The organism is Pedobacter sp. A2324, from assembly GCF_059693705.1.
This window is the reverse complement of sequence record NZ_JCASSK010000001.1, coordinates 431,948-445,922: the sequence shown is the minus strand read 5'-3', so window position 1 is coordinate 445,922 and position 13,975 is coordinate 431,948. Positions and strand designations below refer to the sequence as shown.

The window sequence follows — 13,975 nt, the reverse complement described above, 5'->3', positions numbered from 1 at the left end:
TTGTTATGCCTGTTTACCACAAATTAGGGCAAATACCCCCTAAACGCCATACGGTTTTCCGCAAACCCGATGGGAATCTCTATGCCGAAGAACTTGTTTCTACAGAAGGCTTTTCCAGCTTATATTCTTTAGTTTACCATTCCTACCCCCCAACAATTGTGAAGCATTTAGGAGAACCCTACAACGTGGAACCAAATGTTGCGCGAGAAAAGCATTTAAAACACACAAGTCTCATCGGCTTTAAAATTAAACCCGAAGATGATTATTTGAAGAGCCGGAAACCCATACTCGTAAACAGCGATTTACACATTGTACTGGCCGCCCCCAGAAAGTCAATGACTGACTACTTTTACAAAAACAGCCAGGCAGATGAGCTGATTTTCGTTCACGAAGGCACCGGAAAACTCAAAACAGGATTCGGTGAAATCAGCTTCGCTTATGGCGATTACCTGATCATTCCAAGAGGAACAATTTATCAGATGGAATTTAACGACGAAAATAACCGCTTATTCATCGTAGAAAGTTTCAGCCCCTTAAGACCACCTAAACGTTACCTTAACCAGTATGGCCAGCTGATGGAACATGCACCGTATTGTGAGCGGGATTTGAGACTTCCTCAAAATCTGCAAACTTACGATGAGCATGGAGATTTCAATGTATTAATCAAAAAACAAGGTTTAATTTACCCTTATACCTATGGAACACATCCATTTGATTATATCGGATGGGATGGCTATCATTATCCTTATGCCTTATCAATTCATGATTTCGAACCCATAACCGGGCGTTTACATCAGCCTCCACCAGTCCATCAGACTTTTGAAGGGCATAACTTTGTGGTTTGTTCTTTTGTCCCCAGAAAATATGACTACCACCCCGAGTCCATTCCGGCACCATACAACCACAGTAATGTAGATAGCGATGAAGTATTATATTATGTAGATGGAGATTTTATGAGCCGGAAAAGTGTTGTAAAAGGACAAATTACCCTTCATCCAGGTGGTATTCCTCATGGACCTCATCCCGGAACCGTAGAAAAATCCATAGGAAAAGAAAAAACAGATGAGCTTGCAGTAATGATTGATCCCTTCAAGCCTTTAATGCTTACACAAGACGCCCTTGATATCGAAGACGAGAATTATTATCAAAGCTGGAAACAGTAAATTGACCATGAAACAATTAAAATAATAAACGCACACCCAATCAATAAAACAACAAATACAATGGAAACATTAACATTTGCAGAAAAGATAGCTAAAGCACAGGATTTCCTGCCTATTAATGGAACAGACTATATCGAATTTTACGTGGGTAATGCCAAACAGTCTGCACACTACTATAAAACAGCATTTGGATTTCAAAGCCTGGCCTATGCAGGTCCCGAAACGGGCGTCAGAGATCGGGCCTCTTACGTATTGCAGCAGGGTAAAATCCGAATTATCCTCACAACAGCGCTGAAATCTGACCACCCCGTCGCCGAACATGTTAAAAATCATGGGGATGGCGTAAAAGTGCTCGCACTATGGGTCGATGATGCCTACAGTGCGTTTGAAGAAACAACAAAGAGAGGCGCAAAACCTTATCTGGAACCAAAAACAATTACAGATGAAGATGGCGAAGTCAGGATGAGTGGCATTTATACCTACGGGGAAACAATTCACATGTTCATCGAACGCAAAAATTACAATGGTACATTCATGCCTGGATACAGGGAATGGATAAGTGACTACAATCCCTCGGATGCAGGCTTGCTTTACATCGACCACTGCGTAGGCAATGTAGGTTGGAACCGCATGAACGAAGCCGTAAAATGGTATGAGGAGGTAATGGGTTTTGTAAATATCCTCTCTTTTGATGATAAACAAATTAACACCGAATACTCCGCATTAATGAGTAAAGTAATGAGTAATGGTAACGGCTATTCAAAATTTCCGATCAATGAACCGGCCGAGGGTAAAAAGAAATCACAAATCGAAGAATACCTTGAATACTATGAGGGAGAAGGCGTTCAACACATCGCAGTAGCAACAAAAGATATTGTGAAAACAGTAAAAGATTTAAAATCCCGGGGGGTTGAATTCCTAAGTGCGCCTCCGGAAGCTTATTATGATATGATGCCACAGCGTGTGGGTCAGATTGATGAAGAAGTCTCACTGTTAGAAAGTTTAGGAATTTTGGTCGACTGCGACGAAGAAGGCTATCTGCTTCAGATTTTCACTAAACCGGTAGAAGATCGTCCAACATTATTCTTCGAAATTATAGAGAGAAAAGGAGCACAAAGTTTTGGAGCCGGTAATTTCAAAGCATTGTTTGAGTCCCTCGAAAGGGAACAGGAACTACGGGGAAACTTATAATTACTAAATTCGTCATTCCCCTCTACAAGGAATGACGAATACGTACGATTCCTTACAAAACCTCTCCCAGGTGCTTGTAGTTCGATTTAATCGTGTCAAAAACTTCACTCATTTTTCCTCCAAGCATGAGTTTAGTCATTGACTCAGTCATACCCTTAATTTGTTTCCATTCTATTTTCGGAGGCATAGCCAATGCATTTGGATTAGTCATAATATTCAACAGCACCGGACCATCTTCACTTAAAGCATGGGCAATAGCAGTTTCAACATCTTCAGGCTTTGAAACGGTCATCCCTTTAAAACCCATCGCTTGCGCAACCAATGCAAAATCCGGATTGATCATGTCTGTTTCGTTATCAGGTAAGCCATCTACCTCCATCTCTAATTTAACCATTCCCAAAGCCCTGTTATTAAATACAATAAGTTTTACAGGTAGGTTATACTGCTTTATAGTGGCAATGTCCCCCAGAAGCATCGACAAACCTCCGTCCCCACACAATGCAATAACCTGCTTTTCAGGATGAGCTAAAGCCGCACCGATAGCCATTGGCATTGCATTCGCCATGGATCCATGATTAAATGATCCGAGCATTTTACGTTTCCCTGTGCCATCAATAAACCTGGCGCCCCAAACACAGCACATACCTGTATCTACAGTAAAAATGGCATCGCTTGATGCAAGCCGGTTGAGTGTGTCTGCAACAAATTCTGGCTGAATCCTGTTTTCTTCCCCTTGATCTTTAATATAAACCTTTTGGTTTTCCTTTACCTTTTCGTAAAATTCCAATTGTGATTTTAAAAAGCCATCATCAGTCTTCTCTTCCAAAAGGGGTAGCAAAGCCGCAATGGAATCGGCAATATTACCACACAACCCCATAGTTAGTTTTGCCCTTCTGCCTAAACGCTCAGGCCGCTCATCAATTTGAACAATCTTATTTTTTACAGGCATGAAATTGACATAAGGGAAGTCTGTACCTAAAAGTAACACAACATCGGCCTCATGCATGGCATGATAACCCGAAGGCTGTCCCAATAACCCAGTCATCCCTACCTCGTAAGGATTATTGTGCTGTATACTCATTTTCCCCCTGAAAGAAAAAGACACGGGGGATTTTAATCGTGACGCAAGTGCAACAACCTCACCATGAGCCTCAGCAGCGCCAATGCCACAATAAAGCGTAATTTTCTTCTCGGAATTTAACAGCAATGCAAGCTCGCCCAATTCTTCCTCGGAAGGACGAACAACTGGCTTATTACTAAAAAACTGCATAGAGGTTATACTTTCGACTGCGTCCATTTGAGAAACGTCGCCTGGTAATCCGAAAACGGCAACACCTTTTTGATGTATGGCATGTTGTAAAGCAGTTTGAAGCATTCTCGGTGCCTGTTCTGGTGTGGTGGCTATCTGATTGTAAAAGCTACAATCGTCAAAAAGTTTTATAGTATTAGTTTCCTGAAAAAAATCCATTCCAAATTCACCGGTTGGTATAGTGGAGGCAATTGCAATCACCGGTACGTGTGAGCGATGGGCGTCATATAAACCATTAATCAGGTGTACATGCCCCGGACCGCAGCTACCTGCACAACAGGCAATACCGTCTAGTTCCGCTTCAGCCGCAGCGGCAAACGCACCCGCCTCTTCATTACGAACATGGATCCACTTGATCTTTCCGTTTTTCCTAACGGCTTCATTAAAATAATTCAGGCTATCTCCCGTAACGGCATAAACTCTTTTTACACCAGCTTCTACCAGCATTTCTACCAGTTGCTCTGCTACATTTTTACTCATGGCTTATCTTTTAACATCCATAATCCCGATGATCACAGATAATTAATAAATAAAAAAAGAAAAATATTGTTTTGAGGATTCAGGCTTAAAATATCAATCTGACTTGAAAAAGACTTTAAGGATTGATTCGTTGATGCAGAATTCAATTTCTTCACCTAAACTTCATAATTGAACCGCACCTTTGAGATAACAAAACACCAGAAGCGATTTCCGTTTTGTTAAATTCTAAAAACTCATAATTAGTTTTTTAGTTTTCCGGTTACCCTTATCTGATACCTCATGTATTGAAAATACATGAGGTTTTTTATTTCAGAAGGTTTTCACACAAGGTAATGAATTGAAACTACTCAGTACTTTCTTTAAGCATGGCATACAAATCTGTTGCTCCGCCATCGAATTTAGTTCCATTAACGTAAAATGAAGGAGTGCCGTTCACACCACTCCTAATGCCGCTTTCAAAGTCAGATTCGACTTTTTCTTTAACACCTTCTGATGATAAATCTGCAGCAAACTGATCAAGATCCAGGCCCAGTGCTTCTGCAAGTTCATCAAAAAGTCCTTCATCTAACCGGTACTGATTTTCATAAATGGCGTCATGCATCTCCCAGAACTTACCCTGCAAGGCTGCAGCTTCGGCAGCCAGAGAAGCAGCATAAGCAAATTCGTGAGCTTCCCGCAATGGAAAGTTCCTGAAAACCAGTTTGACCTGGTCGCCAAAGGTCTCTTCAATCTCCTTTAAAATGGGATAGGCATTTCCGCAATGCGGACACTGGTAATCACCAAACTCTACAATGGTGATTGATGCATCACTACTTCCCTGTACATGATCTTTTGTACCCACTTCTGGTTTTAATATGCTCATATTCCTATCCTTTTTCAAGTTCTTCTAATACATCCAAAATTCCGTCGGCACCAGGATTAACAGCAGTGGGTGATAAATAACTCCAGGCTATTTTCCCTTCTTTATCAATAACAAATAATGCTCTTTTACTTTCCCCCACTTCATCATCATAAACACCATACGCTTTTGATACAGCGCCTTTCGGCTCAAAATCAGCTAATAAAGGAAAATGGAGTTTGCGGTCATTTGAAAATGCCATATGGCACCAGCCACTGTCAACAGAAATCCCGAAAATCTGTGCATCGTGTTTGGTAAAATATTTCAGCATTTCATTGTATAGTGCCATTTGATCACTACACACCGGACTCCAGTCTGCAGGATAAAATGCCAGAATTACATTTTTACCAAGAAAATCTTTAAGTTTTATTTTTTGATCCGGGGTAGCATTCAATTCAAAATCTGGTGCTACAGTACCTTTTTCTAACATATATCCGGGTTTTAAATTCAAATCATTTTTTAAAATTTAACAGCTCAAAGTGCCAGTTGTTTGTCAGTCTAGCCTAACTTTTGCCGCTTAATTAAATAAGCCTGTAAAATAGGGTAAAACCCTTCATTAATGTCCGCATCAATCAGGTCGATCTTATATTGTGCACACTTCAAGGATATCTGCTGCCGGTAAAGGGAAATGGCCGCAGAATAATATTCCTTCACCTGGTTAGCATGCAACTTAATGGTTTCCCCGGTTTCCATATCTACAAATTGGTAAGGTCGGTTTTCGTAATTAAAATTAACCTCCTTTGATTTATCTGCAACACTAAAAACCACTACTTCATGTTTATTAAATTTCAAATGCTGCAATGCGTCAAAAAATGCATCCGTATTTTCATGGCTCATACCAGTGTTGCAAAGATCGCTAAAAATGATAACTAACGACCGCTTATGAATTAGCTCAGAAACCTGATGCAAGGCCTCGCTCAGGTTTGTTTTTGCATTTACCTTTGGCTTCTGCAACAATTCTTCAAGCTGTGTAAATAAATACTTCTGGTGAACGGTGGTGGATTTTGCAGGAGAGCTGAGCAGAACTTCATCTGTAAACAAGCTCAATCCGAAGGCATCACGCTGTCTTTTGAGTAAATACATCAATGATGCCGCCGCCTGAATAGAAAATGTTAATTTGTTGTTTCCGGGCTTCGGAAAGTACATTGAAGAGGAAACATCAATCACAAACTGAGCACGAAGATTCGTCTCTTCTTCAAAACGCTTGCTATACAGTTTATCAGTTTTTGCAAAAAGCTTCCAGTCTATACTTTTAACATTGTCGCCATTATTATACTGCCTGTGCTCTGCAAATTCCACGGAAAACCCATGAAAAGGACTTTTATGCAAACCCGTAATAAAACCCTCAACCACTTGCTGAGCCAAAATTTCCAGATTCCCAAAGCTGGTTTCATTATCATAATTAACAGACTGCATATTGTAAAGCTAAAAAAAAGCCGGTACAAACCGGCCTCTTTTAGCTCGAATATTTATTTGCTGACGCGAAATATCACGTTATTGTTATGCACTGGTAAGAGGTAGCTTAAGGGAATACCTTCCCCACTTATCCGAACCCTTTTTTCCGGGAGCATGATGATATCGTGCACCAATGATCCCTGCCGGATGAAAGGCTTTGCTATTGAAAATTACTGAACTGGAAGAGTGATTACCCACAAACAAAACTGATGCACTAATGATGACCAGACACCCCGCAGGAAAGTCAAATTCAAAATTTTCTCCTGAAGGCCCATCAACATAACTGATAAAATCGTAGGATGAGAGGTCATTGAATGAATGCGTGCCTTTTTCGAGATTAAAGTAATCCACCCTAATATTTAATTGACTATGAGAAAAACCCAATGGATAACGAATATCCTTTATTAAATACTGCGGAACCATGATGCTGAATTTTCGATCCCCCCAGGTAATTGCCGGAAACTTTAATAAGCTATCCTCAAGTAAACTGCCGGCATTAAAGTTAAACCCGTTTAGCCTGTCAAAACTTTGATTGCTAAAAAGAAAGGTACCATCCGCCTGCCGGTGTTGATACAAAATAGTCGAAATCTGACTGTTCATCCGGTTGGCCATCTTTAAATCGTACCACCGATTGTGGATGGGGGTCAAGGCTGTTCTAACTACTCTGGCAAACGGACTGATATACTTTCCAAATATCGCCGCCGCTCGTTTGGTAGCGGCCGTTTGCTTAACCTCTTCCGGCTTTGACCTCACCACAGTAATGTCGCCGACCTGCGAGAACACCATACCGGCTAATGAGCCTTTGATGTTTTTTCCATAAAAAATTGCCATAATATTCCTTTTAAATTAGTTTTCTTTAAAAGGATGCGAAACACAATAGAGGAGATTGATTCAGGATGAAGTGATTTGAAAAGGCATCATTACGTACGCCCTATTAGTTTCCTGCTTATATCCTGTTTCCCATAAAGTTACTTTAAAGATTGATCAAAACCAAACGGTTTCCGCAGTCTATGCGATTTCTGCGGACTTACTGCGCTCAAACCCCGCTCGCGCATCTCATTCGCAACACATAATATATAAAAAAATCCCAAGCTCACAAGTGAGTTTGGGATTAAGTATGCAGCTAAGTTCGTGCTTACTTTTTGGAAATCTTAAACAATTTCCCGTTATCAGTAACTGAAAACAGCGCACCGTCTTTCTCAACCATATCACGGAATCGATCGCCTTTTCCTTCAAGCAATCGCTCTTCACCTACAATCTTATTGTCTTTAATCACCAAACGGATAATATGTGAGCCACCCAATCCTCCAACAAAAAGATTTCCCTTCCACTCCGGTATTGTACTACTGTTATAAAAGGCAATACAGCCTGGCGAAATACTCGGATTCCAGTAATAAACAGGCTGCTCCATTCCCGCTTTCTGTTGAATACCATCCCCTACCTTATTACCACTGTATTCAGTTCCGTAGGTTATAATTGGCCATCCATAGTTCTTACCCGGTTTAATGATGTTAACTTCATCGCCACCTTTCGGACCAAATTCTGCCTCCCATAAATCACCTGTCTGAGGATTGATGGCTAATCCATCTGGATTGCGTAGCCCTGAGGCATATATCTCTGGCCTGGCATCTGCTTTACCTGTAAATGGTCCGCCCGCAACCGCCTTCCCATCTGTTGTTAAATGCAGAATTTTACCTAACGAAGAATTCAAATATTGAGCCTGTATTCTAATGTCACCACCCGAACGCTCTCCCGTACTCACAAACAAATTTCCACTTTTATCGAATACAATACGTGATCCATACTGAAGTTTACCTCCGTAGGCGGGGGTAGCACGGTAAATGATGGTCTGGTTTTCTATTGCCGTTTCACTATCCGCCAGTTTTCCCTTTGCAATAGCCAGTAAAACACCTTTAGTTTGAGGCTCAGAATAAGCCCAGTAAATCATTCTGTTCTTCGCAAAATCCGGATCCAGCGTAACATCCAGCAATCCACCCTGACCTGAATCATCCACTTTAGGCAAGCCATTAATCACCTTGCTCGATTTTCCATCAGCAGTAAGGATAACCATATTGCCACCTTTTTGAGTAATTAAGAATCCACCCGAAGGAAGCACTGAAATAGCCCAGGGCCGGTCAAGTTTTTCATTAAGTATACTTATAGATAATGGCGTAGTAGTTTTTACACCAGAGATACGTGTTTGGCCTTCAAACGCAGGTTTATAATCTGCAGATGGCGGATTAGTTTCCACAGGATTTTGAGCCGAAACACATGCAATATTTGCACAGTTTAAAGCAATACCCGTAAATACTAAACCTAATGTTTTGTTAGTGAATAGGTTCATAGACATGATTAGATTTTAATTAAAGGAACAAAAATATTTCTGCAATAAAAAACCCGGATTCATTAAAGGAACCCGGGTTTTAAATATGTTACAGGACTTGAGTACTTACAGTGATAATCAGCGCCGGAAAACAAAATCCGTGCCTGAAAATTTCAATACTTAATTTCCCTTATCTATGCAATTTGTTTGTTTAGTTTCTCAGCCAATACTGATTTTGGAACTGCACCAACTTGTTTGTCAACAACCTGACCGTCTTTGAAATACAATAAAGCCGGGATGTTACGAATACCAAACTGCATAGAAATTTGAGGGTTATTATCCACGTTTACTTTTCCTACTACTGCTTTTCCATCGTACTCCTTAGCGATTTCTTCAACAACCGGGCCTACCATGCGACATGGGCCACACCATTCTGCCCAAAAATCTACTAATACGGGTTTATCTGACTTTAATACAAGCTCCTCGAAGTTTGCATCTGTGATTTCTAATGCCATAACTATTTTTTTTTATGTTCAAATATATGTATTCAATTGTAATGCCAGTAACTGTGTAATGTCAATTTGACATTACTCTGAGGTAGAGGGTATCGATGTTAAAAATGAAAGATTCTTGAATGCCTGACCATTCTGCCATTTAACCTTCAGCCTTCTGCCTTAGTTAAGCTTGTAATTAACAACATTCAACCCCACCAATTGTTCCAAAAACTTATTATTTGGATTGATCTTTAGGTTCTTTGAAGGCAAATCCAGCATGATCTGTTTTTCACTATCGAAAACCGCAAAGTTAAGTTGGCAGTTCTGCTGTTCAGAGTTTGCCTTATTGTCTGCTAATATCGCTTCAATTTCTCGCATTAATTCTTCATTTACGCGCTCTATTGGAACTTGTATAGTTAGGCTCTTAGCCAGTTTATCCCGCAGTTCCGACATTAAATTAATCGCGGTAATTTTAAACTCCCAATCTCCGGCTTTTCCAAAACGTTCACCTACCCTACCCCTGATTTGAAGGAAATACCCTTCAGTCAAAAAGGATTTAAACTTTAAAAAATCTTCCCCAAACAACGCCATCTCACAAGCGTCATCATAATCCTCAAAAACAAAGGTTCCAAAAGGCTTTCCGGTCTTGGTAATTCTCTGAGATGCTGATACTACTAACCCCCCAACACATAACTCACGATTCTTAAGTTTATCAAACTCGGCTAAAACGTCTTCATTCGAATCACCCATCCTAACTTTATTGATGACGCTGAGTTGCTTAACACTATTGGTGCAAAAGCGATCTAATTCAAGCTTATAGTTGTCCAGAGGGTGCCCGGAAAGAAAAATCCCGATAGCATCCTTTTCATATTTCAATCGGTCCATTAACGCCCATTCTGGTGAAACAGGTAAACTGGGCTCTAAAATCAGGTCTGCTTTTGAACCCCCGAAAAGAGAACCTTGCGAGGTACTTTCATTATTCTGAAAATCATTGGCAAACTTGATGATTTTCTCTATCCCATTCATTTTATCATTGGGGCCGATATAAAAATACTGTGCCCTGTGGCCACCGAACGCATCAAATGCACCACTATATACAAAACTTTCGTATGCTTTTTTGTTAACAATACGGGTATTCGAACGCTTCGCAAAATCATACACTGAAGCATAAGCCCCATTTTCCAGTCGCTCCTCAATAATGCTTTCCACTGCCTTTTCTCCAACACCTTTTACTGCCGACATTCCAAACCGGATCTCCCCTTTTTGATTTACCGAGAACTTAAGGTCTGACTCGTTAACATCAGGTCCAAGGACCGTAACACTCATCTGACGGCATTCCTCCATAAAGAACGCTACCTGCTTAATGTCACTCATGTTATTTGAAAGTACCGCAGCCATATATTCTGCCGGATAGTGAGCCTTTAAATAGGCAGTTTGATAGGCAATCCAGGCATAACAGGTAGAGTGCGACTTATTAAATGCATAAGAGGCAAATGCTTCCCAGTCTTTCCAGATTTTTTCAAGGGTTGTAGCATCGTGACCTTTTTCCGCAGCCTGCTTTACAAACTTAGGCTTCATTTTGTCAAGAACATCTTTTTGCTTCTTACCCATGGCCTTACGCAAAACGTCGGCCTCACCTTTTGTAAACCCTGCAAGCTTCTGCGACAAAAGCATCACCTGCTCCTGGTAAACTGTAATACCGTAAGTTTCTTTCAGATATTCCTCACAGGCATCCAAATCGTACTGAATTTCTTCCTCGCCATTTTTACGCCTAACGAAACTCGGAATATATTCCATCGGACCCGGCCGGTATAATGCATTCATCGCAATTAAGTCGTCAAATACGGTAGGCTTTAATTCCTTCATGTATTTCTGCATACCCGGACTCTCGTATTGGAATATACCAATGGTCTCCCCGCGTTGAAACAGCTCATAAGTCATCACATCATCTATCGGAAAATGATCCGGGTTAAGCAAGATACCATGCCGCTTTTTAACCAGCTTTACAGTATCCTTAATCAGCGTGAGCGTCTTCAACCCCAGAAAGTCCATCTTTAATAACCCGGCACTTTCTACAACCGAGTTATCAAACTGCGTAACATATAAATCAGAATCCTTTGCCGTTGCAACCGGAACAAAGTTGGTAATATCGCTTGGGGTGATAATTACCCCACAGGCGTGAATACCGGTATTCCGAAGAGATCCTTCTAAAACCTGTGCCTGCTGAATGGTCTCAGCACTCAAATCTTTTAAGGATCCCAGGTTCTTCAATTCAACTACCTTCTCATACTCATCCGGACGTAAGGCTTCTTTCAATGCCTTTTCGTCGAGATTGAAAATCTTTGCCAACTTCATATTTGGAATGAGTTTGGCAATTTTATCTGCTTCAAATAAAGGCAAATCCAATACCCGGGCAGTATCCCGGATAGATGACTTAGCCGCCATGGTTCCATAAGTAATAATCTGAGCAACCTGGTTGGCTCCATATTTATTAATTACATAGTCCATTACGCGCCCACGACCCTCATCATCAAAATCGATATCAATATCCGGCATCGAAACCCTGTCCGGATTCAGGAAACGCTCAAAAAGCAGATCGTATTTAATCGGATCAATATTGGTAATCCCTAAACAATAGGCAACAGCCGAACCTGCCGCCGACCCCCTGCCAGGCCCCACTGATACATCAAGGTTGCGGGCCTCTGCAATGAAATCCTGTACAATCAAGAAATAGCCTGGATAACCAGTCTTTTCAATGGTAGCCAGCTCAAAATCCAAACGTTCAGTGATAGCTGAAGTCAAGTCGTGATAGCGTCGCTTTGCACCCTCGTAAGTAAGATGGCGTAAAAACTTGTTTTCACCACGCTTTCCACCATCTGATTCATCTTCCAGGACCAGAAACTGCTCAGGAATGTCGAACTTAGGTAAAAGTACCTCGCGGGCAAGCTTGTAGGTTTCTATCTTATCTATAACCTCTTGTATATTTAAAATCGCATCCGGCAAGTCGGCAAAAAGCGCCTTCATCTCTTCTCCCGATTTAAAATAGTACTCCTGGTTTGGCAAACCATACCGGTAGCCTCTTCCGCGTCCTATAGGAGTGGCCTGTTTCTCCCCGTCTTTTACACAAAGCAAAATATCGTGGGCATTGGCATCTTTTTTACCAATGTAATAAGTATTATTCGTGGCGATTAATTTCACCTCATGCTTTTTAGCAAGTGAAATCAGGGTTTCATTTACGCGGTCTTCGTCCTCCTGATGGTGGCGCATTACCTCAATGTAGAAATCATTACCAAACTGCTCCTTCCACCACACTAATGCCTCTTCAGCCTGATGCTCACCTAAATTCAAAATCTTATTGGAGATTTCTCCTGAAAGATTACCAGACAACACAATAATATCGTCCTTATACTGCTCAATCACCTGCCTGTCTATTCTGGGCACATAATAAAACCCTTTTGTATAGGCAATCGACGACATTTTAGCTAAATTGTGATAACCATTTTTATTTTTTGCCAACAGCACCATCTGATAACCATTATCTTTTGATGTTCTGTCCAGGTGGTTATTACAAACAAAAAATTCTACACCAACAACTGGCGTCATTACCACTTCTGTAGGCCGTTGGCCTGCTTCAATAGCTTCAGCATTTTTGGCTTCTGCGGCCTTGTTATGATTTAGAACTGCATTCACAAAATGAAATGCACCCATCATATTAGCATGGTCGGTCATCGCCACCGCAGGCATTTTATTCGCCGCCGCAGCTTTTACCAATGCCGGAATACTGATGGTACTCTGTAAAACCGAAAACTGCGTATGGTTATGTAAATGAACAAAAGTTGCCGCAGCAAGCTCTTGCTTATTCTCCTCAAGTTCCCTTTTCGAAACACCTCCGTCAGCCTTCTGCAAACGCTTACGAATCTCATCCGAAGCAGACTTTAAGTTCACATGCTGTATACCAAAACTGGGTATTGTTCCCGGATTAACCTCTCTGAACCGCGGAAAATATTCAGCATCTACAAGTAACTCTTCTTTCTTGAAAACCTCTTTCTTTACCAACTCCAGAAAACACCTCGTAGTAGCTTCCACATCGGCAGTCGCATTATGCGCCTCATTAAATGGCACACCAAATAAATAAGAGTGTAATTCTGTTAAGGTGGGCAACTTAAACTTTCCTCCTCTACCGCCAGGAAGCTTCAATAAATCTGCTGTTACCTCAGTACAGGTATCTAGAACTGGCATCTCTGCCATCCTGTTTTCTACACCAAAGCGATGAAATTCACAGCCCATAATGTTTACGTCAAAGCCAACATTCTGGCCGACAATAAACTTCGATCTGGAAAGCACATCATTAAATCTCACCAGAACTTCCTGTAGTGAGATCCCCTGCTCGGCAGCTAAATCTGTAGAAATACCATGAATTCTTTCTGCATCGTAGGGAATATTAAATCCTTCAGGTTTAACCAGATAATCCTGATGTTCAACCAATCTCCCCATTTCATCGTGTAGTTGCCAGGCAATCTGAATGCAACGTGGCCAGTTATCCGTATCGGTAATGGGCGCATTGTAGTTGCGTGGCAAACCCGTGGTTTCAGTATCGAAAATTAAATACATATTGTAAGCTAAAGAATGAACCGTTGCAGAATATTAACGGTTCTTCAAAAA

General features: G+C 41.1%; 10 protein-coding genes. 2 read left to right on the top strand and 8 right to left on the bottom strand.

Annotation, left to right across the window (positions count from 1 at the left end; all coding sequences use genetic code 11):
• Nucleotides 1–5: 5 nt before the first annotated feature.
• Entirely contained in the window at nt 6–1,163 is a 1,158-nt protein-coding gene (locus AC570I_RS01995; protein ID WP_497403963.1) for a homogentisate 1,2-dioxygenase, read from the top strand.
• 60 nt (nt 1,164–1,223) lie between these two features.
• A complete protein-coding gene (gene hppD, locus AC570I_RS01990) occupies nt 1,224–2,354 on the top strand; it encodes a 4-hydroxyphenylpyruvate dioxygenase (protein ID WP_497403961.1) in 1,131 nt (376 codons plus the stop codon).
• Nucleotides 2,355–2,406: 52 nt separating this feature from the next.
• Here hppD and AC570I_RS01985 read toward each other — a convergent pair whose 3' ends face one another.
• From AC570I_RS01985 to dnaE, 8 genes are all read right to left on the bottom strand, one after another.
• Nucleotides 2,407–4,143, bottom strand: a complete 1,737-nt coding sequence (locus tag AC570I_RS01985; protein ID WP_497403959.1) for a thiamine pyrophosphate-dependent enzyme — start codon at nt 4,141–4,143, stop codon at nt 2,407–2,409.
• Nucleotides 4,144–4,486: 343 nt separating this feature from the next.
• Entirely contained in the window at nt 4,487–5,005 is a 519-nt protein-coding gene (locus AC570I_RS01980) for a DsbA family protein (protein ID WP_497403957.1), read from the bottom strand.
• A gap of 4 nt (nt 5,006–5,009) precedes the next feature.
• Entirely contained in the window at nt 5,010–5,471 is a 462-nt protein-coding gene (locus AC570I_RS01975) for a redoxin domain-containing protein (protein ID WP_497403955.1), read from the bottom strand.
• Nucleotides 5,472–5,539: 68 nt separating this feature from the next.
• Entirely contained in the window at nt 5,540–6,457 is a 918-nt protein-coding gene (locus AC570I_RS01970; protein ID WP_497403953.1) for a DUF58 domain-containing protein, read from the bottom strand.
• 84 nt (nt 6,458–6,541) lie between these two features.
• Nucleotides 6,542–7,327 carry a hypothetical protein gene (locus AC570I_RS01965; RefSeq protein ID WP_497403952.1) on the bottom strand — a complete coding sequence of 262 codons (786 nt, stop codon included), beginning with the start codon at nt 7,325–7,327 and terminating at the stop codon, nt 6,542–6,544.
• Nucleotides 7,328–7,631: 304 nt separating this feature from the next.
• Nucleotides 7,632–8,846: a PQQ-dependent sugar dehydrogenase gene (locus tag AC570I_RS01960; RefSeq protein ID WP_497403950.1), complete on the bottom strand. Its 1,215-nt coding sequence runs from the start codon at nt 8,844–8,846 to the stop codon at nt 7,632–7,634.
• Between the two features lie 167 nt (nt 8,847–9,013).
• Nucleotides 9,014–9,334: a thioredoxin gene (trxA, locus tag AC570I_RS01955; RefSeq protein WP_047797638.1), complete on the bottom strand. Its 321-nt coding sequence runs from the start codon at nt 9,332–9,334 to the stop codon at nt 9,014–9,016.
• A gap of 159 nt (nt 9,335–9,493) precedes the next feature.
• Nucleotides 9,494–13,924: a DNA polymerase III subunit alpha gene (dnaE, locus tag AC570I_RS01950; RefSeq protein WP_497403948.1), complete on the bottom strand. Its 4,431-nt coding sequence runs from the start codon at nt 13,922–13,924 to the stop codon at nt 9,494–9,496.
• Nucleotides 13,925–13,975: the final 51 nt, after the last annotated feature.

Bases quoted from the DNA above. Each gene is read 5' to 3' on its own strand.
- AC570I_RS01975 (WP_497403955.1), bottom strand. From the start codon at position 5,471: ATGTTAGAAAAAGGTACTGTAGCACCAGATTTTGAATTGAATGCTACC.
- AC570I_RS01970 (WP_497403953.1), bottom strand. From the start codon at position 6,457: ATGCAGTCTGTTAATTATGATAATGAAACCAGCTTTGGGAATCTGGAA.
- dnaE (WP_497403948.1), bottom strand. From the start codon at position 13,924: ATGTATTTAATTTTCGATACTGAAACCACGGGTTTGCCACGCAACTAC.
- trxA (WP_047797638.1), bottom strand. From the start codon at position 9,334: ATGGCATTAGAAATCACAGATGCAAACTTCGAGGAGCTTGTATTAAAG.
- AC570I_RS01960 (WP_497403950.1), bottom strand. From the start codon at position 8,846: ATGTCTATGAACCTATTCACTAACAAAACATTAGGTTTAGTATTTACG.
- AC570I_RS01985 (WP_497403959.1), bottom strand. From the start codon at position 4,143: ATGAGTAAAAATGTAGCAGAGCAACTGGTAGAAATGCTGGTAGAAGCT.
- AC570I_RS01995 (WP_497403963.1), top strand. From the start codon at position 6: ATGCCTGTTTACCACAAATTAGGGCAAATACCCCCTAAACGCCATACG.
- AC570I_RS01980 (WP_497403957.1), bottom strand. From the start codon at position 5,005: ATGAGCATATTAAAACCAGAAGTGGGTACAAAAGATCATGTACAGGGA.
- hppD (WP_497403961.1), top strand. From the start codon at position 1,224: ATGGAAACATTAACATTTGCAGAAAAGATAGCTAAAGCACAGGATTTC.
- AC570I_RS01965 (WP_497403952.1), bottom strand. From the start codon at position 7,327: ATGGCAATTTTTTATGGAAAAAACATCAAAGGCTCATTAGCCGGTATG.